Origin of the sequence: Sphaerisporangium sp. NPDC049003 (assembly GCF_043197795.1) — a bacterium.
Taxonomy (GTDB): domain Bacteria; phylum Actinomycetota; class Actinomycetes; order Streptosporangiales; family Streptosporangiaceae; genus Sphaerisporangium.
This window is the reverse complement of sequence record NZ_JBICTU010000004.1, coordinates 218,499-240,974: the sequence shown is the minus strand read 5'-3', so window position 1 is coordinate 240,974 and position 22,476 is coordinate 218,499. Positions and strand designations below refer to the sequence as shown.

The window sequence follows — 22,476 nt, the reverse complement described above, 5'->3', positions numbered from 1 at the left end:
CCGGGCCGGGTTCCCGCGTGTCGCGTCCCCGTCCGGTGCTCACCCTCTCACTGAACAGCCTCACGCCACCGGGAGGCAACCGGATGGCCTCCCATCCCCATGTTTCCGGTAGTGCGGTCGCGACCCCAGGAGAAGCGGTCGAGCGCGGTCCGATCTCGGCGCGATGGCAAAGTTGGCTTATCCAGCGGGCGGGGTTCGTGAGATTCTTCTAGTGCGGCCGATGAGGAAGTCGGCCGTGCCTTGCGTCAATGCCCGCCGATTGCATAGTTTTCCTACCAAGTTCGTGGGATACTAGGCCGCGCAGAGGAGGCGACATGAGCCCTGACCGGAACCACCCGTCGTGGCCGCGCGCCGAGAGCCCCTTCACCGCGGCGATCATGGCGGGCCGCTGGATCCGGTCGGCGGCGGTCGACGACGAGCGCGGGCGTCACTGGCGCGCCAACCCCGACCCCCGGCGCCAGTCGGCCAGGTCGGGCCATCCCGGCTCGCTGTACGCCGGGGCCGCGGGCATCGTGCTGTTCTTCCTGGAGCTCGCCGCGGCGACCGGGCACGAGGCCTACCTGGAGGACGCCCGGCAGGGCGCGCGCTACCTGGCCGCCACCCTGAGGGACGAGGCGGGCCTGTCGCTCTACCACGGCCTCGCCGGCATGGTGTTCGCGCTGGCGGAGGCGGGGTGGGCGACCGGTGACGAGAGCCTGGAGGTCGCGGCCAGAGCCGGGGCCGACCGCGTCGTCCGCAGCCTCCGCAGGACCGACGGCGGCGTGGGCTGGACGGGCGACCCCGCGCAGCGCGGCGACGGCGGCATCATCCTCGGCCTGCTGCACGCCTCGGGCATCCTCGGCGTCTCGGCGTACGAGGAGATCGCCGTCGAGGCCGGGTCGCGCGTCGCCGACCAGGTGGTGCCCGGGCACAGGTTCGGTCAGGACGGGTGTCCCGACCTGCCGGTGGACGCCGTCACGCCCGGCTTCCTGTCCGGCACGGCCGGCACCGCCTTCCTGCTCGCCCGGCTGTACGGGGTGACGCGGGACAGGCGGTTCCTCGACGCGGCACGCAGGGGGGCCGACTTCGTCCGCACCGTCAGCACGGTGAGCGACAAGCACGTCCTGGTGCCGCACCACGTCCCGCAGGGCCGTGGCCTGCACTACCTCGGCCTGTGCTCGGGGTCGGCCGGGGTGGCCCGCATGTTCTACGAGCTCTACCGCGTGACGGGGGACCAGGGCGACCTCGACTGGGTGCGGAGGCTCGCCGCCGGCATCATGTGCAGCGGCGTCCCGCGCCGCCAGACCGCCGGGTTCTGGAACGTGGCCTGCCAGTGCTGTGGTTCGGCGGGCCTGCTGGAGACGTTCGTCGGGCTGTGGGCCGCGACAGGGGAGGTGTCCTACCTCGACTTCGCCCGGACCCTCGGGGACAACCTGATCGGCCGCGCCACCGGCCACGACGACGCCGGCTACCGGTGGTACCAGGCCTACCGCCGGCTGCGGCCGTGGGAGGTGACCGCCGACACCGGTTACATGATCGGGGCGGCGGGCATCGGCTCCGCGCTCCTCCACCTGGACGCGGCGGGGGTGACGGGCGAACCTCGCCGGGTCATCCTGCTGCCGGACAACCCGTTCCCCGCCATCCCGGTGCCGGCCTCGGCGCTGCGCCGCTCGCCGTGACCTCGGGCCGCCCGCCGTCGGGCGTCCGAGGCCCCGGTTCGACGGCCTGACCGGCGGCCCTCGCGACGGGGGCGGGGGAGCGGCGCTCAGTCGGCGGGGTGGGCGGTGCCCGCGTCGCCGTTCTGTCCGGTCAGGGTGCGCACCGTTTCGGTGAGATGGGCCACCTGCATCTCGAGGTTGAGAACCCGGGCCTCCAGTTCGACGGAGCTGGGGGGCTGGTATGCGGCGATCTGCCTGGGCATCGGCGACCGGTCCCTTCCATTGTGGTCAGTGCGCGGACGTGAGGGGACGCGGGGGGTTTCCGTCGCGATCCCAGCCTCCTACCTCTTCCCACACAGCTGCCTGGCAAGCACAAACGCTTCCAACAAGGCTACGTGACTTTGCGATGATCTACCTTGGGCCGCGCCGCTCCGCGCGGCGGAGGCCGTCCGGGCGCCCTTCCCGCGATCATCCGGACGGCCCTCCCGCGATCGTCCGGGGAGTCTTCCCGCGACCGCCCGCGCGTCACTCCGGCGTGCGCGCGGGATAGGCGTGCGTCTCGGTGGGCCTGATGACGGCCCACACCTTCTGGCCCAGCGACAGGCCGAGGGTGGCCACGGCCGGGGCTGTGAGGTCGGCGGAGGCGGCGATCGGGCCGTCGAGGTGGACGCGGATGCGGTCGCCGTGCCGTTCGATCCCCTCGACGGTGCCCTGCCACATGTTCCGGGGCGAGCCCTCCGGCCGGGCCGGGTGGAGCATGACCGCCGACGGCGGGAAGGCGACGAACACCGGGCCGTGCAGGTCCTCGGTCACGGTCAGCGTGAGCCCGCGGCCGGTCACCGGGTCCTCCGGGAGCCCGCCGATCGACACCTCGTGCCCCCGGGCCTCGCCCCGGTGGAGGTTCAGCCCGACGAGGCGGGCGACGTGGTCGGTGCGCGGGTGGCGGGCCACCTCCGAGGGCGTGCCCTCCTGGACCAGGTGGCCGTCCTCGATCACGATGAGCCGGTCGGCCAGCGCCATGGCGTCGACCGGATCGTGGGTGACAAGGAGGCAGGCGCCGGTGAAGCCGGTCAGATGGTCGCGGAGCCGGGCCCGGACGGGAAGGCGCGTGTGCGGGTCGAGGGCGGCGAGCGGCTCGTCCAGGAGCAGCACGCGGGGCCGTACGGCGAGCGAGCGGGCCAGCGCCACCCGCTGGGCCTGGCCCTCGGACAGCTCGCCCGGCATGTCCCCGAGGTGGTCGCCGAGCCCGACGTGCCGCAGCCAGGCGGTCGCCGCGCGCCGGGCCTCCGCCCGGGTCGCCCCTCGGGACCGGGGCCCGAAGGCGACGTTCCGCAGAGCGCTCATGTGGGGGAACAGCAGGGGATCCCGGCAGACCATGCCGAAGGGCCGCTGCTCGGACGGGCGGGCGTGCACTGGAGCCCCGTCCAGCAGGATGTGCCCGCCCGAGGGCCGGGTGAGGCCGGCCAGGACCCGCAGAGCGGTGGTCTTGCCGGCGCCGGCCGGCCCGAGCAGGGCGACGACCTCTCCGGCGCCGAGCCGGATCTTGAGGTCGAGCCGGAACCGGGGGCGGTCGAGGAGCAGGTGGGCGTCCATCATGCGACGTTCACCCAGCGTCCCCGAAGGCAGGCCAGGACGGCGACGCACACCAGGAGCAGGACCAGGCTGAGCGCCATGGCGGCCTCCGGGTCGCTCTCCAGGGCGCGGTAGACGGCCAGGGGCATGGTCTGCGTCCGCCCGGGGAGGCTGCCCGCGAAGGTGACCGTCGCGCCGAACTCGCCGAGCGCGCGGGCCCAGCACAGTACGGCCCCGGCGGCGATCCCCGGAGCCATCAGGGGCAGGGTCACCCGGCGGAAGACGGTCCAGCGGGAGGCGCCGAGGATGGCCGCGGCCTCCTCGAAGCGCGCGTCGGTGCTCCTGAGGGCGCCCTCGACGCTGACGACGAGGAAGGGCATGGCCACGAAGGCCTCCGCGAGCACGACCGCCGCGGTGGTGAAAGGGAGCGCGAGGCCCAGGGTGGAGTCCAGCCAGGCGCCGACCAGCCCGCCCCGGCCGAGCGCCAGCAGCAGGGCCAGGCCGCCGACCACGGGCGGCAGGACCAGCGGCACCGTGACCAGGGCCCTGACGACGCGCCTGCCGCGGAACGCCACGCGTGCCAGCAGCCAGGCCAGCGGGACCCCGGTGAGCAGGCAGGCCGCGGTGGCGGCGGTGGAGGTCACCAGCGACAGCCGGAGAGCCTCCATCACGCGGGGCTCGGCCAGGCGGGCGGCGAGCGTCTGCCAGGGCGCCCGTGCCAGCAGTCCGGCGAGCGGGAGCACCAGGAACGCGAGCCCGATCGCCGCGGGCGCCATCAGGATCACGGGAACGCCGCCCGCTCCGTCATGGGGAGCACGGCGGCCGGCGTCCCGCGATCGCCGCCGCGTGGCTGTGAATACCCTCATGCCGCTTTCCTCCCCTGGATTCCGCTTCGGGACTCCCACACGGCGGGGCGGGACGTTTATCTTCGCCCCAGATGTGTAGATGGGAGGACGAATCGAAAGGAGCGGGCCCATGAACTCCGTGACCTCAGCCGGTCACCAGGCGCGGGGAGCCGCGCGGCAAGCGACCAACAGCCGGACGTTCGAACGGCTGACACGGTTCGGGATGGCGTGCAGGGGTGTGCTCTACGCTCTGATCGGCATCCTGGCGCTGCAGATCGCCTTCGGGGGCGGAGGGAAAGAGGCGGACAAGACCGGCGCCGTGCGCACGGTCGCCGAGCAGCCGTTCGGCACCGTCCTGCTCTGGCTGCTCGCCATCGGTTTCCTCGCCCTCGCGCTGTGGCAGGCCTCCGAGGCGCTGATGGGAGGCCGGAAGGCCAAGGACCGCGTCGAGGCCGTCGCCCACACCGTGGTCTACGCCCTGGCCGTCGGCACCATCCTCAGCTTCCTGCTGCGCGGCACCACCGGCAGCTCGACCGACGAGCAGTCCAAGGACCTGACCGCCACCGTCATGGACTGGCCCGGCGGTCAGATCATCGTGGGCGCCGTCGGTCTCGGTGTCATCGCGCTCGGCCTGTACTGGATCTACCAGGGTGTGAAGAAGAAGTTCTGCGAGCACCTGCGCACCGGCGAGATGTCCCCGAAGACCCGGGGCGTCGTGGAGAAGCTCGGCATGGTGGGGTACTGCGCGCGCGGGGTCATCGCGGCGGCGGCGGGCGTCTTCCTCATGCAGTCGGCGATCACCTACGACCCCGAGGAGGCCAAGGGGATCGACTCCACGCTGCGCTCGCTCGCCGACACGCCGCTCGGGCCGTGGCTGCTCGTCGTCGTCGCGCTCGGCCTGGTCGTGTTCGCCGTCTACTGCTTCTGCGAGTCCCGCTGGCGCAGGACCTGACAGCTTCCCGATCGCACGTCACGACGGACCCGGCCGGCTTCCCGCCCGGGTCCGTTCCCTTTGTCAACGGATGCCGGCTCCGGTGTCCCGCGCCGGGAATCCCTGGCGGCGGCTCAGGGGGTCCATCTGACGTTCGGGTTGAGGTGGCCGGTCCAGTCGAAAACGGCCATGTTGTCCCAGCCGTCGCCGCTGCCGTTGATGTTCGCGGGGTCCCAGCCGTTGCCGGGCACCGCGTACCAGGTGGGCTCCCAGTAGAAGACGCCGACGGCGCCCGCGCCGCGGGCGGTGTTCTGCACCGCGGCGAACTCCGCGCCCTGCCCCTGCCAGGTGAGGGCGTATCCCGAGCACCCGGAGGTGATCGAGTTGCTGGTGGAGTCCGCGTTGGCGGAGGTGAACGGGTACGCCGTCTCGGCGATGACGACCGGCTTGCCGTAGCGGGACCGCACGTCCGAGATGACGCTGGACAGGTTGGACAGGGTGCCGTGCCACATGCAGTAGTACGACAGGCCGGTGATGTCCCAGGACACGCCCTTGGCCCTGATGCCGTCGTAGAACCAGCGGGCGTTGGCGTCGCTGTCGGCGTCGGCGGTGTGGATGATCACCTGGGTGCCGCTGTCGCACGCCTTGGTCGCGTTGTACCCGGCCTTGAGCAGAAGGCTCAGGTTGGTGAAGTCGTTGTTGACGACCTTGCCGTCGTTCCACAGCATGCCGACGTTGATCTCGTTGCCGATCTGCACGCTGTCGGGCGTGGTGCCCTGCGCCTTGAGGCTGGAGCACACGTCGTAGGTGTAGTTGTAGACGTCGGTCTGCAACTGGCCGATGCCGTGGCTGGACCAGGCGGCCGGCTTGTACTGTTTGCCGGGGTCCGCCCAGGTGTCGGAGTAGTGGAAGTCGACCAGCAGCTTCAGGCCCTTGGACTTGACGGTCCTGGCGTACGCCAGCACCTTGGCCCGGTTGTTGTACCCACTGGCCGGGTTGTTCCAGACGCGCAGGCGGACGTAGTTGACGCCGACGCCCTTCAGGATGTCCAGCGGGTCCCTCTGGCTGCCGCTCGCGTCGTAGTACTTGGCGCCCAGGTCCAGGGCGCGCTGCGCCGTGGAGACGTCGGCGCCCAGCATGGTCAGGGAGCCGGTGGCCGCGGCGTGCGCCGGCTGTCCGGCGGGCAGAGCCGCGGCGGCGCACAGGAGCAGCGCCGCCAGGATCTTCTTCATGGTTCCTCCGGTCAGGAGAGGAGTTGTGGACGGCCCCCCGTTTCCCCTCGGCACCGCGCGTGGTCAGGTTCCGCGCGGGGCGAGGGCGTCTATGTGCGGATGATGGTGACCCCTCCGCCGGGCACCGTCGCCGACCCGGCGTAGTGGGCGCCGTCGAGCACTCCCGTGCCGGTCACCCCGTCGACCGTCACCGGCTCGTCCGCGTGGTTGACGAGGAAGACGTGGTCGCCCCGCCGTACGATCTCCAGGGTGTCGGGGAGGTCGCGAGGCCGGGACACGCCCGCGCGGTCGAGAGCCAGGGCCAGGAGCCCGCGCAGGCCGGGGGCGTGCTCGGCCCCGTCGCCGCGCGGGTCGAGGGCGGTGGCGACGTACCAGGCGGTGCCCGCGCCCAGGTCGTGCCGGGTGACCGCGGGGTGTCCGGCGTCGGGCCCGTCGGCGAAGTCGTAAAGGGCCCGCGCCCCCGCCAGGCGTACGCGCTCGGACCAGACGCGGCCGGTGGGCCGCGGCCGGGCATCGGTGCCGGGGGTCCCCGGCGACGGGCGGAAGCCGACCGTCTCGTGCTCGCGCAGCGGGTGGAACTCCTCGACCGACAGGCCGAGCACCTCGCGCAGCGCTCCGGGGTACGGGCCGGCGTGGATGGTGTCGTTCTCGTCGACGATGCCGGAGAAGTACGACACGAACAGCTGGCCGCCGGCCTCGACGTAGCGGTGCAGGTTCTTGGCCGGTGCCTCGCCGAGCAGATAGGAGCTGGGCAGGACGACCAGCTTGTACGGGGACAGGTCGGCCGAGGGATGGACGAAGTCGACGGTCACGTGCTCGCGCCACAACGCCTCGTAGAAGGCTTCCATCCGCTCCCGGAACCGCAGGTCGGCCGAGGGGCGCCACTCCAGTTCTAGTGCCCAGTAGGACTCCCAGTCCCAGACGACGGCCACGTCGGCCTCGACCCGCGAGCCGCGGACCGGCGCCAGCTCGTGCAGGTCGGCGCCGAGCTCCACCACGTCCCGCCAGATCCGGGAGTCGGTGCCGGCGTGCGGGAGCATGGCCGAGTGGAACTTCTCGGCGCCGTGGCGCGAGGCGCGCCACTGGAAGAACAGCACCGAGTCGGACCCGCGTGCCACATGGGCGAGGCTGTTGCGGCGCATCTCTCCCGGCCGCTTGGCGAGGTTGCGCGGCTGCCAGTTGACCGCGCCGGTGGAGTGCTCCATCAGCATCCAGGGGCGGCCTCCGGCGATCGAGCGGGTCAGGTCGGCGGCCATCGCCAGCCCGATGTGCGGGTCGGCGCGCTCGGAGTCGAGGTAGTGGTCGTTGGCGACCACGTCCACCTCCGCCGCCCAGCGCCAGTAGTCCATCGGCTTGCAGTTGGGGATCATGAAGTTCGTGGTGACGGGAAGGTCGCTGTACCGCCGGATCACCTCGCGCTCTCCGCGGAAGCAGGTGATGTGCGCGTCGACGGAGAAGCGCATGAAGTCGAGCTGGAGCCCGTTGAGGAGGCCGGCCGGAGCCATCGCGGGCGGCTCGACCTCGTCGAACGAGCCGTAGGTCAGCCCCCAGAAGGTGGTGCCCCAGGTGGCGTTGAGCGCGCCTATCTCGCCGTACTTGTGCCTCAGCCACGCGCGGAACGCCGCGGCCGAGGCCGGGCAGTAGCAGTGCGCGTTGGCCCAGCCGTACTCGTTGTGCACGTGCCACATGGCCAGGGCGGGGTGCGGGCCGTACCGGGCGGCCAGGGCCGTGACGACCCGCTCCGACGCCCTGGCGTAGTCGGGCGAGCTCGGGCAGAAGCTGTGCCGCGAACCCCCGCCGAGCACGTGGCCCTCCCGGTCCACCAGCCGGCTGCCGGGGTAGCGGCGCCGGAACCACGCGGGCGGTGAGGAGGTGGGGGTCGCCAGGTCGACGCGCACGCCGGCCGAGTGGAGCAGGTCGAGGATCCGGTCCAGCCGCGCGAAGTCGTACTCGCCCTCCTCCGGCTCGATCAGTCCCCAGTTGAAGACGCCCACCGTGACCAGGTTCACCCCGGCCTCGCGCATCAGGCGGACGTCCTCCCGCCACACCTCCTCCGGCCACTGCTCGGGGTTGTAGTCCCCGCCGTACGCGAGGCCCTCGGGCAGGACGGGGTATCCGGGCACGTGTCCCCCTCAGGAAATGTTCTGTGAACGTGCACAGTAACGCACAACCGGTCGTCCGAGAAGGTATCGAATGTCTTCCCTGATGGATGCCGCACGTTAACAACCACGTAACAGTCATTGACGCCGTTGAGCGCATCTCCCAGTCTGTGAACGTTCCCAGAGACTCGCAGCCTCTGGCGTCCCCTCGCCATCCGCCTGGAGGAACACATGCGCACGAATCGGCTAGCAGCGACGGCGGTGGCGATCCTCGCCACCGCGCTCCTCACGGCGTGCTCGGGCAGCTCCGGCGAGCCGTCCTCGACGGCCGCCGGCAAGAGCGTGGCGCCCGCCGGCCCGGTCAGGCTGACCTACTGGACGTGGGTACCGAGCATGGACAAGATCGTCGAGGGGTGGAACCGGACCCATCCCGGCATCCAGGTGACGGTGAGCAAGCAGGCCGGGGGCGACGACGCGGCGGCCAAGTTCCTGACCGCCGCCAAGGCGGGCAACCCCCCTGACCTGGTCCAGGCCGAGTACCAGATGCTGCCCTCGTTCGTCGCCGCCGACGCCGTGGCCGACATCACGGCGGAGACCGCACAGGTCAAAGGCGAGTTCGGCGAGGGGATCTGGGGCCTGGTCACCCTCGGCACCGACGCCGTCTACGCGGTCCCGCAGGACAGCGGGCCCATGATGCTCTACTACCGGCGGGACCTGTTCGAGAAGTACGGCATCGAGGTCCCGAAGACCTGGGACGAGTACGCCGAGGCGGCCCGTACCGTGCGCAAGAAGGACCCCAAGGTGTTCCTCGGCACGTTCTCCAGCAAGGACCCGGGCTGGTTCACCGGGCTCGCCCAGCAGGCGGGGGCCCAGTGGTGGTCGATCAACGGCGACGCCTGGAAGGTCGCCATCGACGACGCGGCCACCCAGAAGGTCGCCGGCTACTGGGGCGGCCTGGTGAAGGAGGGCGTCATCGACACGATGCCGTACTTCACCCCGGAGTGGAACAAGGCGCTCAACGACGGCACCTTGCTCACCTGGCCGTCGGCCGTGTGGGGGCCGGGCGTGCTGTCCAGCAACGCGCCGAAGGGCAAGGGCAAGTGGGCCGTCGCCCCGCTGCCGCAGTGGAACGCCGGTGAGAGTCACAGCGGGTTCTGGGGCGGATCCTCCACCGCCGTCGCCGCGAAGTCGCCCAACAAGGCCGCCGCCGCCCAGTTCGCCGCCTGGCTGAACACCGACCCGCAGGCACTCAGGGCGCTGATCGACCAAGGCGCGGTCTATCCCGCCTCCACCAAGGGAGGCTCGCTGCTCACCACCCCGCCCGGCTACTTCTCCAACCAGCCCGGCTTCTGGCAGCAGGCGGCCGCGATCGGCGCCTCCGCCCGCGGCTTCACCTTCGGCCCGGACGTCAACGTGACGTACAACGCCTACAAGGACGCGTTCGACAAGGCCGTCGCAGCCAAGGCCGGCTTCCCGGCCGCGCTCCGGACGATGAAGGACGTCACGGTCGCGGACATGCGCAGGTCCGGCTTCACCCTGGCCCAGTGACCATGGCGAAGCGCGGCGAAGGCGCCCGGCCCGGCGCCGTGCCCTACCTGTTCCTCGCCCCGGCCATGGTGCTGTTCGTGCTGTTCCTGGCCGTGCCGATCGGCTACACCGGCTACCTGAGCCTGCGGCGGACCAAAGTCTCCGGCCTCGGGCTCGGGAAGGGGGCTCGCAAGGAGATCTTCGCCGGGCTCGGCAACTACGCCGCCGCCGTGGGTGACGGCGAGCTGTGGGCGGGCTGGCTGCGGGTCATCGGCTACGGCGCGCTCGTGCTCGCGCTCATGCTGGGACTCGCCCTGCTGTTCGCGCTGATGCTCGACGCGAAGCACGTCCGCTTCGCCCGGTTCACCAGGATCTCGATCTTCCTTCCGTACGCCGTGCCCGGCGTCGCGGCGACGCTGATGTGGGGCTTCCTCTACCTGCCCAGCCTCAGCCCCTTCGGCGCCCTGCCCTTCCTGAGCGCGGGCGCGGTGACGTTCTCGATGGCCAACGTGGCGGTCTGGGGCGGCACCGGCTTCAACATGCTCGTGCTCTACACGGCGCTGCGGGCCGTGCCTCGCGACTACTACGAGGCGGCCAGGATCGACGGTGCGGGCGAACTGCGGATCGCGCTGAGGATCAAGATCCCGATGCTGACTCCGGCGATCATCCTGACCACCGTGTTCTCCCTCATCGCGACCATACAGGTGTTCACCGAGCCGACCACGCTGCGGCCGCTGACGAACACGATCAGCTCGACCTGGAGCCCGCTGATGAAGGTCTACCGCGACGCGTTCGTCACCGGCGACCTGTACTCCGCGGCGGCGACCTCCATGGTCATCGCCGCGATCTCCCTGGTCCTGTCCTTCGGTTTCCTGCGCGTGGTGAAGAACCGCGCCTTCGGGGAGACGTGAGGGCCGTGACCATCCTGACCACGCCCGCCGGCCGTGACCGTCCCGCGAGACGACGGCCGTCCGGGATCGCGCCGGCCGCCGTGCTCGTCCTCGGCGCGATCTACACCCTGTTCCCGATCGGCTGGGTGGTCGTCGCGGCGACCAAGTCCAAGGCCGAACTGTTCTCCACCTCGACCTTCGCACCCGGCACCGGCCTGTCGTCCAACCTCGCCGACCTGTTCGCCTACCGTGACGGCGTCTTCTGGCTCTGGCTGCTCAACACGGTCCTGTACGCCGGAGGCGGCGCCGTGCTGTCGACCGCGGTGTCCACGATCTCGGGTTACGCCCTGGCCAAGTACGACTTCCCCGGCCGGGATCTCATCTTCAACCTGCTCATCGGCGGCATCCTGGTGCCCTCCGTCGTGCTGGCGATCCCGCAGTACCTCCTGTTCTCCAAGATCGGCCTGGCCGACACCTACTGGTCGGTTCTGCTTCCCCAGATCCTTCATCCGTACGGCATCTACCTGGCGAGGATCTACACCCAGGCCGCGATCCCCGCCTCGCTGATGGAGGCGGGCCGGCTGGACGGCGCGGGCGAGTGGCGCCTCTTCCGCCAGGTGGCCCTGCCGATGCTGACACCGGGAATGGTGACGATCTTCCTGTTCCAGTTCGTCGCGATCTGGAACAACTTCCTGCTGCCGTTCATCATGCTGGGCGACGATCACAAGTTCCCCCTGACGATCGGCCTCTACACGCTGCTGGCCGCGGGGGCCAACCAGCCCGCGCTGTACAACCTGATCATCACGGGCACGGTGCTCTCGCTCGTCCCGCTGATCGTGTTGTTCCTGACCATGCAGCGCCACTGGCGTACCGATCTGTCCAGCGGGGCCGTGAAGAGCTAGACCAGGGCAGGGCCACGACCAGGGAACAATGGGGGCATGGCGAAGCGTCCGACCATCCACGATGTCGCGGCGGTGGCAGGTGTGTCCCGGGGGACGGTCTCCCGGGTGCTCAACGGCGACCGGTACGTCAGCACGGCCGCCCACGCCGCGGTGCGCCGCGCGATCGCCGAGACCGGATACATCCTCAACCGCAACGCCCGTAGCCTGGTGACGCAGCGGACGGGGTCGGTCGTGATGGTGCTGTCGGAACCACACGAGAAACTGTACGAGGACCCCAACTACAGCGTGACCATCCGTACGGCCGTGCGGCGTCTCGCCGAGCGCGACATCTCACTGGTCATGATGGTAGCCGGGGACGACGGCGACCGCGACCGGGTGGTCCGCTACGTGCGCGGCGGCCACGCCGACGGGGTGTTCCTGCTGTCCACGCACGCCGGCGACCGCATGATCGACGCCCTGGTGGACCTCGCGGTACCCACCGTCGCGCTGGGCGCGGTCATCGGAAGGGAGCAGGTGATCCCCTACGCCGCGGCCGACGACCGTGAAGGGGCCAGGCAGATGACCCGCCATCTGATCGAGCGCGGCCGCAGGAAGATCGCCACCATCACCGGCCCGATGGACACCCCTGGAGGCATCCAGCGCCTGGAAGGGTTCGCCGACGTGCTCGGACGCAAGGCGTCCAAGAAGCTCGTCGAGCACGGCGACTGGACCCAGGCCGGCGGGGAGGGCGCCATGACCCGGCTGCTCCAGCGTGTCCCCGATCTCGACGCCGTCTTCGTGGCCTCCGACCTGATGGCCGCGGGCGCCCTGGCCGCGCTGCGTGCCGCCGGACGACGGGTGCCCGACGACGTCGCGGTGGGCGGATTCGACGACTCGTCGGTCGCGGCCTCCACGCATCCCCCGCTGACCACGGTCCGCCAGCCGCTCGCCCAGGTGGCCGAGGAGACCGTGCGGTTGCTGCTCGCGCTCATCGACGGGGCCGGGCACGTCGGCCCGGTGGTCCTGCCCACCCGCCTGATCACCCGGGAGTCCACCTGACCTCGCCGTGGCGAGCGCCGCGTGGAGGGCCACGTCTCATACTCATCGGCCAGAGCGCCGGATCGTCATGTGGGCTGAATGTTTCACGAACCGAGCGCCGTCGGCCGTGGGGGCCGATTCCTCGAATTGACGGCATTTCCCGCGTGATTTCCGCGCGGCGGACTCCGGGCGCTCGGTTCGGCGCTGGTCACGACCTGCGCGTTGATCGTGGTGTCCACGCAGCTGCCCGCCGCCGCCGGCTCCGTCACGCTGCGGGCCACGGTGGACTGCCTCAATAACAACTATTACGGCGACACCAGCGACTGGTACCCCTCGGGCCCGCAGGTCTACACCTCACCGCCCTCCACGAACACGCCGGTGCCGGGCGGCGGCCTGCTCGCGGTTCCGGCCACGCACGCCTTCCAGTTCACGCAGACGCTGCCCAGCGGCGCCACGACCGTGGGAGTGGCCGCCCTATGCAGCAGCGGCCACCAATACGGCGACTACACCGGGGCGAACGGGGCCACCGGCATCCCCTCGGGAACCACCATCGTCACCGGCAGCTGGGTCTGCTCCACCGGCCCGTTCTACCCCGGCCCCTGGCTCACCAACTGCGCCCTGCAATCGGTCTCGTTCAGCTGACCGCTCGGCCGATCTCACCCTCTTCGGGCGACCGTGGTGTCCATGAGAGCGTCCAGTCCCGGGAAAAAGGATCCCGGGACTGGACCGCTCGGTGGAAGAAAATCCGGCCCGTCGGTGAACACCCCGAAGAAACGCTCGAGTTCCTCCCCCGATATCGCCGGCGAATTCAGGTGCGGGACATTAGACGTTGCGCCGGTACTGGCCCCCGGCCTCGAAAAGCGCCTCGGTGATCTGGCCCAGGGAGCAGACGCGGGCGGCGTCCATCAGGGCGGCGAAGGCGTTGCGGTCGGACATCGCGGCGTCCCTGAGCCGCCGCAGCGCCTCGGGCGCCTCGGCCGCGTGCTCCTCCTGGAACGCCCGGAGCCGGGTCAGCTGGCCGCGCTTCTCCTCCTCGGTGCCCCGGGCCAGCTCCAGCGTGCCGTGCTCGGTCGCCCCCTCGGGGTTGCGGAAGGTGTTGACCCCGATGATCGGCAGTGACCCGTCGTGCTTGCGGGTCTCGTACAGCATCGACTCGTCCTGGATGCGGCCCCGCTGGTAGCCGGTCTCCATCGCGCCGAGCACGCCGCCGCGGTCGGACAATCGCTCGAACTCCGAAAGGACGGCCTCCTCGACCAGGTCCGTGAGGTCGTCGACGATGAACGACCCCTGCAAGGGGTTCTCGTTGACGGCCAGGCCCCACTCGCGGTTGATGATCATCTGGATGGCCATGGCCCGGCGCACCGACTCCGGGCTCGGGGTGGTGACCGCCTCGTCGAAGGCGTTGGTGTGGAGGCTGTTGCAGTTGTCGTAGATCGCGATCAGGGCCTGCAGGGTGGTGCGGATGTCGTTGAAGTTCATCTCCTGCGCGTGCAGCGACCGGCCCGAGGTCTGGATGTGGTACTTCAGCTTCTGCGACCGCTCGCCCGCGCCGTACCTGTCGCGCATGGCGACCGCCCACACGCGGCGTGCCACCCGGCCGAGGACGCTGTACTCCGGGTCCATGCCGTTGGAGAAGAAGAACGACAGGCTCGGCGCGAAGTCGTCGACCGCCATGCCCCGGGCGAGGTACGCCTCGACGTAGGTGAAGCCGTTGGCGAGCGTGAAGGCGAGCTGCGTGATCGGGTTGGCCCCGGCCTCGGCGATGTGGTAGCCCGAGATCGACACCGAGTAGAAGTTGCGCACCTGGTTGGCGATGAACCACTCCTGCACGTCGGCCATCATCCGCAGGCTGAAGTCCGTGGAGAAGATGCAGGTGTTCTGCCCCTGGTCCTCCTTCAGGATGTCGGCCTGCACCGTGCCGCGCACCGTGGCGAGCGTGGCCTTCCTGAGGGCCTCGGCCTCCCCGGCGTCAGGGTCGCGCCCGCTGCCGGCCCGGAAGCGCTCCATGGCCTGGTCGATCGCGGTGTGCAGGAAGAACGCCAGGATCGTCGGGGCCGGCCCGTTGATGGTCATCGACACCGAGGTGCTGGGCGAGGCCAGGTCGAAGCCGTCGTACAGGGCCTTCATGTCGTCGAGGGTGGCGATCGACACCCCCGAGGTGCCGACCTTGCCGTACACGTCGGGCCGTTCCGCCGGGTCGTTTCCGTACAGGGTGACCGAGTCGAACGCCGTCGACAGGCGCACGGCCGGCTGGCCGTCCGACAGCATCTTGAACCGCCGGTTCGTACGGAACGGGTCGCCCTCGCCGGCGAACATCCGGATCGGGTCCTCGTCGTCCCGCTTGAAGGGGAACACCCCGGCGGTGAACGGGAACCGCCCGGGAAGGTTCTCGGATCGCAGGAACCGCAGCAGCTCGCCCTGGTCGGTGAACCTCGGCAGCGCCACGCGCGGCACGCGGCTGCCCGACAGCGAGGTGCGCCACAGGGGCGTGCGCAGTTCCTTGCCCCGCACGGTCACCACCAGCTCCTCGGCGGAGTAGGCCGCGACCGTCCCGGGCCATCCGTCCAGCAGGGCGCGCGCGTCGCCGGGCAGCTCGGCGTCGGCGCGGTCGCGCAGCGCGTCCAGCGCCGAGGCGTCACCGCCCTCGGCGGCCAGCAGGGCGCGCACCTCGGCGAGCTGCTGGCGGCGGCGCGCCACCTCGGCCTGCCGCGCGGTCTGCCGGTGGTACTCCCGCACGGTCTCGGCGATCTCCGCGAGGTACCTGACCCGGGCCGGGGGCACGATCGCGGCGCCCAGGCTGGAGGTCGTCACCGAGGTGCCGGGCAGCAGCCCCGGGCTGCGCGGCAGGCCCTTCCCGCCGAGCCGCCCACGAAGGGCCTGGTAGAGCGCGGTGACGCCGTCGTCGTTGAACCGCGCGGCCACGGTGCCGTAGACCGGCATGGCCTCCGGTGAGGTGCCGAAGGCCTCGCGGTTGCGCACCATCTGGCGCCGCACGTCGCGCAGGGCGTCCTCCGCGCCGCGCCGGTCGAACTTGTTGATCGCCACGACGTCGGCGAAGTCGAGCATGTCGATCTTCTCCAGCTGGGAGCTCGCGCCGAACTCCGGGGTCATGACATACAGCGAGACGTCGCTGAACGGGACGATCGCGGCGTCGCCCTGGCCGATGCCGGGGGTCTCGACGATCACCAGGTCGTTCCCGGCGGCCCGGCACACGGCGATCACGTCGCCGAGGTGCTCGGGCAGCTCGTGGGACCCGCGCGTGGCCAGCGAGCGGAAGAACACGTCGGAGCCGAGGCTGTTCATCCGGATCCGGTCGCCGAGCAGGGCGCCGCCGCCCCTGCGCCGGGTCGGGTCCACCGCGATCACCGCCACGCGGAGCTTGTCCTCGTAGTCGATGCGCAGCCGCCGGATCAGCTCGTCGGTCAGCGAGGACTTGCCCGACCCGCCGGTCCCGGTGATGCCGAGCACCGGGACGTGACGCCCCGCGGCGGCGGCGCGCACCGAGTCCAGGTACGGCCGCCCGGCCCGGCCCGCCTCGACGTAGGTGATCGCTCTGGCCACGGCCCCGTGGTCGCCGCCAGAGACGGCGGGCGGCTCGGCGCCCTCGGTCAGGTCGACGTCGCACGCCTCGATGACGCCGTTGATCATGCCGGTGAGGCCGAGGCGCTGGCCGTCCTCGGGGGAGAAGATCTTGGCCACTCCGTGGGCCTCGAGGGCGGCGATCTCGTCCGGGACGATGACCCCGCCGCCGCCCCCGTAGACCTTGACGTGCCCGGCGCCCCGCTCGCGCAGCAGGTCGACCAGGTAGGTGAAGAACTCGACGTGACCGCCCTGGTAGGAGCTGATCGCCACGCCCTGCGCGTCCTCCTGGACGGCCGCGGTGACGATGTCGTCCACCGACCGGTCGTGCCCGAGGTGGATCACCTCCGCGCCCTGGGCCTGCAGGATGCGGCGCATGATGTTGATCGCCGCGTCGTGCCCGTCGAACAGGGCCGCCGCGGTGACGACTCGCACGGGATTGGCAGGTACGTACACCGGCGCTCCTCGGGAAGTTACTAGGACGTCCTAGTAAATTGTAGGACGTCCTAGTAACCCAGGGGAACCGGTGCGGGGGTTCGGCCGGGTGAGGTGGGGGACGGGCCTCGCGGCGAGCCGGCCTCCGCGCCGTCCGGCCGGCCGCCGTCACCGCCCGCCGGTGACCGATCTTCGGAGGGCGGCGGTGTCGGGGAGGACCGCCGCCGGGTCCTCGCCCTTGATCAGGATCCGGGCCATCAGCTCGGCGACGGCGCCCATCTGATCGGGTACGAAGCCCCGGCGGGTGATCTCCTGGGTGCCGATGCGCAGCCCGCGCATGGGCTCGCCGGGAGGCTGGCAGGGCAGGCCGATCCCGCTGAGGTAGACGCCTCCGGCCGCGAGCGCGCGCGCCGCCTCGTCCCCACCGCCGAAGGCCGCCGCGTCCACCGCGACGTGGTGGGAGGCCGTCCAGCCGAGGTCCGCCGCCGCCACGGTGAAGCCGGCCCCCTGGAGCGCGCGGGCCAGCGCCAGGGCGGCGGCCATGCACGCGTCTGCGTAAGCGGGGCCGGTCTCGGCGAGCTCGGCGGCGGTGACCGCCAGCGGGGCCAGGCGGGCGGCGTCGTAGTTGGCCGTCAGCCCCGGGTAGGCGGCCGCGGAGACCCGTGCGGCCAGTTCCTCGTCCCTGGTCACGATGGCCGCGCCGGGAGGGCCGCCGAACGACTTGTAGGTCGACATGGTCAGGATGTGGGCGCCGTCGGCCAGCGGGCGCTGGAACCGGCGCCCGGCGATGAGCCCGGCCACGTGCGAGGCGTCGTAGACCAGCGTCGCGCCCACCTCGTCGCACGCGGCCCGTACCGCGGCGACGTCGTGCGGGAACAGCATCAGGCTGGCGCCGACCACCACGATGGCGGGGCGCTCGCGCCGGAGGAACCCCGGCAGCAGCGCGTGGTCGATGGTGAACCCGGCCGCGTCGTACGGCAGGTCCACCACGCGCAGGCCCCGGACCCCCGCCACGCCCTGGGCGTGGTGGCTGGCGTGCCCGCCGGCCGCCTCGGGCAGCACCGCGATCGTGTCCCCCGGGCGGGCGAAGGCGGTGTAGCACGCGAGATTGGCCAGCGTCGCGCTCTGGAGCCGCACCTCGGCGAACTCGCCGTCCATCAGGGAGGCCATCCGCAGTGGCGCCAGGGTCTCCAGCACGTCCAGGTGTTCCAGCCCGGCCTGGAACTTCTCGCCCGGCCAGCCCATCGACGGGCGGCTGGACACGGCTGCCTCGTGCACGGCGAGTGCCCGGGGGCTCATCGTGTTGGTGCCCGCGTACAGCACGACGCCTTCCTCGTCGAAGGCGCGGCGATGCTCGCCGAGGGTGCCGGTCACGGTCCGTACGACCTCGGCCGCGTCCTGCCCGGCGAGTACGGATTCCAGCTCAGAAAGCCGCCGCTGGGCGCGGGCGGAGGCCCAGGGGGCGACGCGGCTGAGACCTTCCAGGATGACCACTCCGTTCGATGCGCGCTTCCTTGTCCAGGATGTGCTCGACGGTAAGGCCGGAGCCAGGGGATCCACCACCGGCGACCGCGGGGGATCTGGAAGGCCGTCTCCTGCGACCGCGGGCAACCGGTGGGTCAGGCGGCGGGAGTCACCTTGACGGCGGAGATGTCGAACTCCAGGGTGATCTTCTCAGAGACCATGACGCCGCCGGTCTCCAGGAGCGCGTTGAAGTTGATGCCGAAGTCCTTGCGCTTGACCACGGTCCTGCCCTCGAAACCCACGCGCTCGGCCCCGAAGGCGTCCTTGGCGGAGCCGGTGTACTCGAAGTCGATGGTGACCTCGCGGGTGACGTCCTTGATGGTCAGGTCGCCCGTCACCTGAAACTCCGTCGCGCCGACCTGCTCGACGGCGGTGCTGGCGAAGGTGATCACCGGGAAGGTGGGGGCGTCGAAGAAGTCGTTGGTGCGCAGGTGGCCGTCGCGCTGCTCGTTGCGGGTGTCGACGCTGGCGACCTGGATCGTCACCTCGGCGTGCGACTTCGAGGGGTCGTCCGCGTCGAGGTAGGCCGCGCCCTCCCACTCGTTGAAGGCGCCGTGGACCTTGGTGACCATCGCGTGGCGCGCGACGAAGCCCAGGCGGCTGTGCGCGGTGTCGAACTGGTACCGGCCGGTGAGCTCGGGGCTGAGGGTGCTCGTCGACATATGGGACTCCCTTGAAAACGGGTTCGAGTGCGTTTCACGTGCGCTTTCGCGCGATGTTGATGCATCAGCAAGTTAATCGAAAGATGTTGATGCGTCAACATTCGGTAGGATCGCTGATGTGACCGAGACCCGCTGGCTCGACGAACGCGAGCAGCGCATGTGGCGCGCCTTCGCGACCATGCGCCGCCGGCTCGACAGCGCGATGGAGCGGCACCTCAACGGCGAGAACCTGTCCATGGCCGACTACCAGCTTCTCGTCCCGCTGTCCGAGGCCCCCGGCGGCAGGATCCGCGCCCGCGAGCTGCGCCGGTTGGCCGGCTGGGACCGCAGCCGGCTCTCCCACCAGCTGCGCCGCATGGAGCAGCGCGGGCTCGTCGGCCGTGAGGACTGCCCGGGGGACGCGCGCGGCACCGTCATCCGCCTGACCTCCGAGGGCCGCTCCGCGATCGAGGCCGCCGCGCCCGGTCATGTCGAGACCGTGCGGCGCCTGTTCATCGACGTCCTCACCCCGGAGGAGATCGAGACCCTGACGTCGATCGCCCAGCGGGTCCTCGCCCGCATCGCCCAGGACACCTTCGGGCCTGGCGAAACCGCCGGTACGGACGCGCCCGTGGACCAGGACCCGGGAGAGGCCGCCTGCCCCGGCTGAGCCTTCACCCCGTCGAGCCGGGCTTGCTGCCCGTCTTCCCCTCTCCGGTATGGACGCGGCGCTCTCCGGTACGGGCGCGGCGCGAACCGCCCGGAGCGAAAGGCGGGGCCATCCGCCGTGGTCGACGCCGGCGGCCGTGACGAGTATCACGTGACTTTACCCGCCCCGGAACCCCGAATGCCCTATAGGCGACATAAGGTACTGAAACGGACATGAATGCGTCCGTACGGGGGCTTCCGTACCAAGGAGAGGCCCCGCGTGGTCAAACACACGCGGCCCGGCCCTGGTGATGGCGGCGCTCTCAACAGGACGTCGCCGCCGATCACGTCATCCCCGTTCATCGTCCCATCCGTTCATCGTCCTACGGGAAGTCTCCTCATGAGCCACGACGGCGCGCACCTCGTCTTCGAGATGGATCTCGCGCTCCACGAGGCGCGCAGGCGGGCCGAAGTGGTCGCCGCGCTCGGCCCCGACTGGGATCCCGTGGCGGTCATGCGGGCCGAGGAGGAGGCCTGCGACCTCCTCTACTCCGGTCTCGACGAGCGTCAGCGGGAGACCTACGAGATGCTCGTGGCCGCGGGCGTGCTCCCGCGACGAGAGGCGGGCCGTGCTTCCGATTGACCCCCACGCCGACATCGCCCGCCGGGCCTGGATCTCCTGCCCCCGGTGCCTGGACGACCGGGACTGCGCCGACTGCGGCTCGGGCCGCAACTGCGGGGACCACTGGCGCTACCTGCTGAGCGCCACCGGGAGCGTCCTGCACGTGCAGTGCCCGGGATGCGCCCACCTGTGGGCCCACGAGACCCACTTCGGCAAGGGCGGCAGGCCCCCCTCCGTCTGACCTCCGTGGGCGGCGCGACCGCCCGTAGGGATGGCAGCCTAGGTCTGCGGCGGCACGAGGCCGGCGGCGTCCCCGAACTCGATCGACACCTGGTCGCCCACGTGGACGACGCCGGAGCGGACCACCCGCGTCATCAGGCCGAACTTGTTGTCGTGCTCGGTGATGAGGTGCTTTTGCAGCTCGGGCCAGCGCCGGCGCCCGTGCGGATCCCAGCTCGGCACCGCGCACCGGATGGTCGGCCCGGTGTGGTCGCCCGTCACGGCCAGGACGACTTCTCCGATGGTGAGCGTGACCCCCTGGCCGAAGGACTCCTCCGCGAACGCCGGGGTGTCGCCGCGCAGATGGATGTTGGGGCGGAAGCGCAGCAGGTCGACCTCCTCACCCATCTCCTCGGCGAGGCCGTTGAGCGAGGCCTCGAAGGTGACCAGGACCGTGGGTCCGCGATCTTGCTGGCCGTCCGCCGCGCGCAGGGACAGCGGGATGTCGTACGCCTCCGCGAGCGCGGCCGGAAGGTCGGGATCGTCCCAGGCCCATGCCGCGCCGCTCTCGGAGTACAGCACCGGAGGGCCGGGCGGCTCGGGGGAGCCGTCGCAGGTGGCCGGGTAGGCCGCCTCCCAGGTGAGCATTCGCGGGATCTGCCGCACCGTGAGCCGGTTGCCCTCGCGGCCGGGACGCTCGTCGACCAGGGAGTACGCCCGGTCGCCCGCCAGTCCGCGATGGTCCAGGCGGGCGGCGGCGACCCGCTCGCCGCGCAGCGACTTCACGGGCCAGCGGTAGAGGCCGTCGATCACTCCCCGATGCATACCTCCGATCCTAGGGTCGGCCGATCCTAGGATCGGCACGAAAGGCGCCGATCCACGGGGCGGAGGGCCGGAGGCCGGGGCTAACCTGTCCGCATGGCCGAGCCGTACCTCACCGTCAGCGCGTTCACCGAGCACGAGATCGAGGTCAGGCGCTCCCGGTTCATCTGCGCGCTCATGCCGGTCACCGACGAGAGCCGGGCGGCGGAGTTCGTGGCCGCGCGCAGGAAGGCCCACCACGCGGCGCGGCACACCTGCTCGGCGTACGTCATCGGCGGTGACCGGCGGATCCAGCGGGCCGACGACGACGGCGAGCCCTCCGGCACCGCGGGCGTCCCGATGCTGGAGGTGCTGAACCGGCGTGGCCTCGCCGACGTGATCGCGGTGGTGACCCGGTACTTCGGGGGCATCCTGCTCGGCGCGGGCGGTCTCGCCCGCGCGTACGGCGGGGCCGTCACCGAGGCCCTGGACGAGGCGAAGATCCTCACCATGGTCCCGGCCCGGGTCATGACCGTCCGCGTCGGGCACGCCCAGGCCGGACGGCTGGAGAACGACCTGCGCGCGGCCGGTCACGCCGTACGGGACGTCTCCTACGGTGCGGACGTGGCCGTCCAGGTCGGTGTAGGCGTGGCGCGGGTGGCGGAGTTCGGCGAGTGGGTCGCGGGGGCCACGGCCGGCCAGGCCACCGTCTCACCCGGCCCGCTGGTGTACGTCCGGACCTAGCCCGTCTCGTCGGCGTGCAGGTGGGCGCGCTCCCCGTCGTGGTCGAGGATGGTGAGGAGCTCGACGGGGCCGTCATGGGCGCCGATGGCGTGCGGAATCATGGTCGAGAACTCGGCCGCGTCGCCCGGTTCGATCAAGATGGTCCGCTCGCCCAGGTGCAGGCGGGCCGTGCCGGACAGGACGGTGAACCACTCGCGGCCGGGGTGTACGCCCCGCTGGCCGGGTCCGGTGGGCCGGTCGGGGGTGATCCGCATCTTCGCGATGGTCACGCCGTTGAGGGAGCGTTCGCGGGACAGGAGCCAGGTCGTCAGTCCCCGGGTGTGTTCGGGCTGCGGCCGGATCACCACGTCCTCGTCGTCGGCCGACTCGACGAGCTGGTCGAGTGTGGTGTCCAGGGCGCGGGCGATGGGGACCAACTGGTCCAGGGCGATCCTGCGGTGCCCGGTCTCGATGCGGCTCAGGTTGGAAGGGCTGAGATGGCAGCGGGCGGCGAGGGCGTCCAGTGACCAGCCCCGGGCCAGCCGCAGGCCGCGGATGCGCTGGCGGATCACGCTGTCCAGGTCGAACTCTTGCGTCATAGGCAAGATTGTATGCTGAAGGAGCATGAGGCA

21 protein-coding genes are annotated in these 22,476 nt (G+C 71.2%); 11 read left to right on the top strand and 10 right to left on the bottom strand.

Features of this window, described 5'->3' with window-relative positions; translation table 11 throughout:
* Positions 1-314: 314 nt before the first annotated feature.
* A complete protein-coding gene (locus tag ACGFIV_RS06130; protein ID WP_392832461.1) occupies positions 315-1,658 on the top strand; it encodes a lanthionine synthetase LanC family protein in 1,344 nt (447 codons plus the stop codon).
* Between the two features lie 86 nt (positions 1,659-1,744).
* Here the strand turns inward: ACGFIV_RS06130 and ACGFIV_RS06125 are convergent, their stop codons facing one another.
* From ACGFIV_RS06125 to ACGFIV_RS06115, 3 genes are all read right to left on the bottom strand, one after another.
* A complete protein-coding gene (locus tag ACGFIV_RS06125) occupies positions 1,745-1,900 on the bottom strand; it encodes a hypothetical protein (RefSeq protein WP_358561992.1) in 156 nt (51 codons plus the stop codon).
* A 262-nt stretch (positions 1,901-2,162) separates the two neighbouring features.
* Complete coding sequence (locus tag ACGFIV_RS06120; protein WP_358561989.1) at positions 2,163-3,233, bottom strand: ABC transporter ATP-binding protein; 1,071 nt, start codon at positions 3,231-3,233, stop codon at positions 2,163-2,165.
* Positions 3,230-4,075 (bottom strand): ABC transporter permease, encoded by an 846-nt coding sequence (locus ACGFIV_RS06115; protein WP_392832457.1) that lies wholly within the window; start codon positions 4,073-4,075, stop codon positions 3,230-3,232. The genes ACGFIV_RS06120 and ACGFIV_RS06115 overlap by 4 nt, the downstream gene beginning before the upstream one ends.
* Positions 4,076-4,184: 109 nt before the next feature.
* Here ACGFIV_RS06115 and ACGFIV_RS06110 point away from each other — a divergent pair, with 109 nt between their 5' ends.
* Positions 4,185-5,006 (top strand): DUF1206 domain-containing protein, encoded by an 822-nt coding sequence (locus tag ACGFIV_RS06110; RefSeq protein ID WP_392832454.1) that lies wholly within the window; start codon positions 4,185-4,187, stop codon positions 5,004-5,006.
* Positions 5,007-5,119: 113 nt separating this feature from the next.
* Here the strand turns inward: ACGFIV_RS06110 and ACGFIV_RS06105 are convergent, their stop codons facing one another.
* Together ACGFIV_RS06105 and ACGFIV_RS06100 are read right to left on the bottom strand one after the other, a co-directional pair.
* Entirely contained in the window at positions 5,120-6,217 is a 1,098-nt protein-coding gene (locus tag ACGFIV_RS06105) for an arabinogalactan endo-beta-1,4-galactanase (protein ID WP_392832451.1), read from the bottom strand.
* A gap of 89 nt (positions 6,218-6,306) precedes the next feature.
* Positions 6,307-8,340, bottom strand: coding sequence for a beta-galactosidase (locus tag ACGFIV_RS06100; RefSeq protein WP_392832448.1), 2,034 nt, complete (start codon positions 8,338-8,340; stop codon positions 6,307-6,309).
* 207 nt (positions 8,341-8,547) lie between these two features.
* On the opposite strand from ACGFIV_RS06100, the gene ACGFIV_RS06095 reads away from it, so the two are divergent.
* The 5 genes from ACGFIV_RS06095 to ACGFIV_RS06075 all read left to right on the top strand — a co-directional run bounded on the left by ACGFIV_RS06095 (position 8,548) and on the right by ACGFIV_RS06075 (position 13,294).
* Positions 8,548-9,864 carry an ABC transporter substrate-binding protein gene (locus tag ACGFIV_RS06095; RefSeq protein WP_392832445.1) on the top strand — a complete coding sequence of 439 codons (1,317 nt, stop codon included), beginning with the start codon at positions 8,548-8,550 and terminating at the stop codon, positions 9,862-9,864.
* Positions 9,865-9,866: 2 nt separating this feature from the next.
* On the top strand, positions 9,867-10,754 hold the full coding sequence (locus ACGFIV_RS06090; protein ID WP_358555711.1) for a sugar ABC transporter permease: 888 nt from the start codon (positions 9,867-9,869) through the stop codon (positions 10,752-10,754).
* 5 nt (positions 10,755-10,759) lie between these two features.
* A complete protein-coding gene (locus tag ACGFIV_RS06085) occupies positions 10,760-11,635 on the top strand; it encodes a carbohydrate ABC transporter permease (RefSeq protein ID WP_392832443.1) in 876 nt (291 codons plus the stop codon).
* Between the two features lie 36 nt (positions 11,636-11,671).
* Positions 11,672-12,673 carry a LacI family DNA-binding transcriptional regulator gene (locus tag ACGFIV_RS06080; protein ID WP_392832440.1) on the top strand — a complete coding sequence of 334 codons (1,002 nt, stop codon included), beginning with the start codon at positions 11,672-11,674 and terminating at the stop codon, positions 12,671-12,673.
* A gap of 210 nt (positions 12,674-12,883) precedes the next feature.
* Positions 12,884-13,294 (top strand): hypothetical protein, encoded by a 411-nt coding sequence (locus ACGFIV_RS06075; RefSeq protein WP_392832437.1) that lies wholly within the window; start codon positions 12,884-12,886, stop codon positions 13,292-13,294.
* 180 nt (positions 13,295-13,474) lie between these two features.
* Here ACGFIV_RS06075 and icmF read toward each other — a convergent pair whose 3' ends face one another.
* The 3 genes from icmF to ACGFIV_RS06060 all read right to left on the bottom strand — a co-directional run bounded on the left by icmF (position 13,475) and on the right by ACGFIV_RS06060 (position 18,852).
* Entirely contained in the window at positions 13,475-16,687 is a 3,213-nt protein-coding gene (gene icmF / locus ACGFIV_RS06070; RefSeq protein WP_392832433.1) for a fused isobutyryl-CoA mutase/GTPase IcmF, read from the bottom strand.
* A 147-nt stretch (positions 16,688-16,834) separates the two neighbouring features.
* Positions 16,835-18,160: a serine hydroxymethyltransferase gene (gene glyA / locus ACGFIV_RS06065; protein WP_392832430.1), complete on the bottom strand. Its 1,326-nt coding sequence runs from the start codon at positions 18,158-18,160 to the stop codon at positions 16,835-16,837.
* Positions 18,161-18,285: 125 nt separating this feature from the next.
* Positions 18,286-18,852 carry a YceI family protein gene (locus ACGFIV_RS06060; RefSeq protein ID WP_392832427.1) on the bottom strand — a complete coding sequence of 189 codons (567 nt, stop codon included), beginning with the start codon at positions 18,850-18,852 and terminating at the stop codon, positions 18,286-18,288.
* 118 nt (positions 18,853-18,970) lie between these two features.
* On the opposite strand from ACGFIV_RS06060, the gene ACGFIV_RS06055 reads away from it, so the two are divergent.
* From ACGFIV_RS06055 to ACGFIV_RS06045, 3 genes are all read left to right on the top strand, one after another.
* Positions 18,971-19,501, top strand: coding sequence for a MarR family winged helix-turn-helix transcriptional regulator (locus tag ACGFIV_RS06055; RefSeq protein WP_392832424.1), 531 nt, complete (start codon positions 18,971-18,973; stop codon positions 19,499-19,501).
* 378 nt (positions 19,502-19,879) lie between these two features.
* On the top strand, positions 19,880-20,122 hold the full coding sequence (locus ACGFIV_RS06050; RefSeq protein WP_358555677.1) for a DUF6400 family protein: 243 nt from the start codon (positions 19,880-19,882) through the stop codon (positions 20,120-20,122).
* Positions 20,109-20,342, top strand: coding sequence for a hypothetical protein (locus tag ACGFIV_RS06045; RefSeq protein WP_358555680.1), 234 nt, complete (start codon positions 20,109-20,111; stop codon positions 20,340-20,342). Before ACGFIV_RS06050 ends, ACGFIV_RS06045 begins: the two co-directional genes overlap by 14 nt.
* Positions 20,343-20,380: 38 nt before the next feature.
* On the opposite strand, the gene ACGFIV_RS06040 is transcribed toward ACGFIV_RS06045, so the two are convergent.
* Complete coding sequence (locus ACGFIV_RS06040) at positions 20,381-21,145, bottom strand: MOSC domain-containing protein (RefSeq protein ID WP_392832419.1); 765 nt, start codon at positions 21,143-21,145, stop codon at positions 20,381-20,383.
* 93 nt (positions 21,146-21,238) lie between these two features.
* Between ACGFIV_RS06040 and ACGFIV_RS06035 the strand changes: the two genes are divergently transcribed.
* Positions 21,239-21,865, top strand: coding sequence for a YigZ family protein (locus ACGFIV_RS06035; RefSeq protein ID WP_358555686.1), 627 nt, complete (start codon positions 21,239-21,241; stop codon positions 21,863-21,865).
* Here ACGFIV_RS06035 and ACGFIV_RS06030 read toward each other — a convergent pair.
* Positions 21,862-22,443, bottom strand: coding sequence for an XRE family transcriptional regulator (locus tag ACGFIV_RS06030; RefSeq protein WP_358555689.1), 582 nt, complete (start codon positions 22,441-22,443; stop codon positions 21,862-21,864). The two genes, ACGFIV_RS06035 and ACGFIV_RS06030, sit on opposite strands and share 4 nt — an antisense overlap.
* Positions 22,444-22,476 lie beyond the last annotated feature (33 nt).